We start from the raw sequence: 653 nt of genomic DNA on the forward strand, positions 1-653 counted from the left end.
GTGCCGATGCTCAGGGCGTAGCCCCAGCCGGAGACGTAGTTGTCCTCGAAGGCGATGCCGGTGTACACGCCCTTGCCCTGCAGGGCCAGCCCGTTGGTGTTGCCGATGGAGGCGATGGTGTTGTTGCGGATCACCATCGGGCCGCCGTCACCTTCGCTCTGCGGGCCGATGCCGTCGTGGTGGTACTCGTCGCGGGCGGTGTCGGCGCTGTCGTGGATGTAGTTGTTCGTCCACGTCGAGGGCCGTCCCGGATACCCGGTCATCATGATCAGGCCGGCGTTGCCCCAGATGTCGTTGTGGTCCATGACGGCGACGGCTTCTTTCATCGTCGTCATGAGCTGCCAGGACTTGTCGTACGGGGTGCCCGGCTTGGTGTGCGAGGACGACACGGTGCCGTCGTTGCCCGGCGGCATGGCGTACGAACTCGGCTTGAACGTGGAGTACAGGAACTTCACGTTGGTGTCGGAGTAGACCTGGACCAGGTTGTCGTTGGGGCTGGTGCCCTCGAACAGGCAACCGACGAAGGTCAGATTGTCGCCGTAGATGATGACCTTCTGCGCCAGGAAGTGCGTGAAGGAGATGACGCTGCCGTCCTTGTACTCCAGCCGCAACGGCTTGGCCGAGCTCATGCCCGTCGTGTGGTCCTTGAGCTT

Annotated in this window: 1 protein-coding gene; it reads right to left on the reverse strand. The window is 63.2% G+C overall.

The features are described 5' to 3' along the window. On the reverse strand, nt 1–629 hold a 629-nt coding region (locus ABEA43_RS67870), incomplete at its 3' end, for a hypothetical protein (protein ID WP_345581631.1). Nucleotides 630–653: the final 24 nt, after the last annotated feature.

The organism is Nonomuraea rosea, from assembly GCF_039539705.1.
Lineage (GTDB): Bacteria > Actinomycetota > Actinomycetes > Streptosporangiales > Streptosporangiaceae > Nonomuraea > Nonomuraea rosea.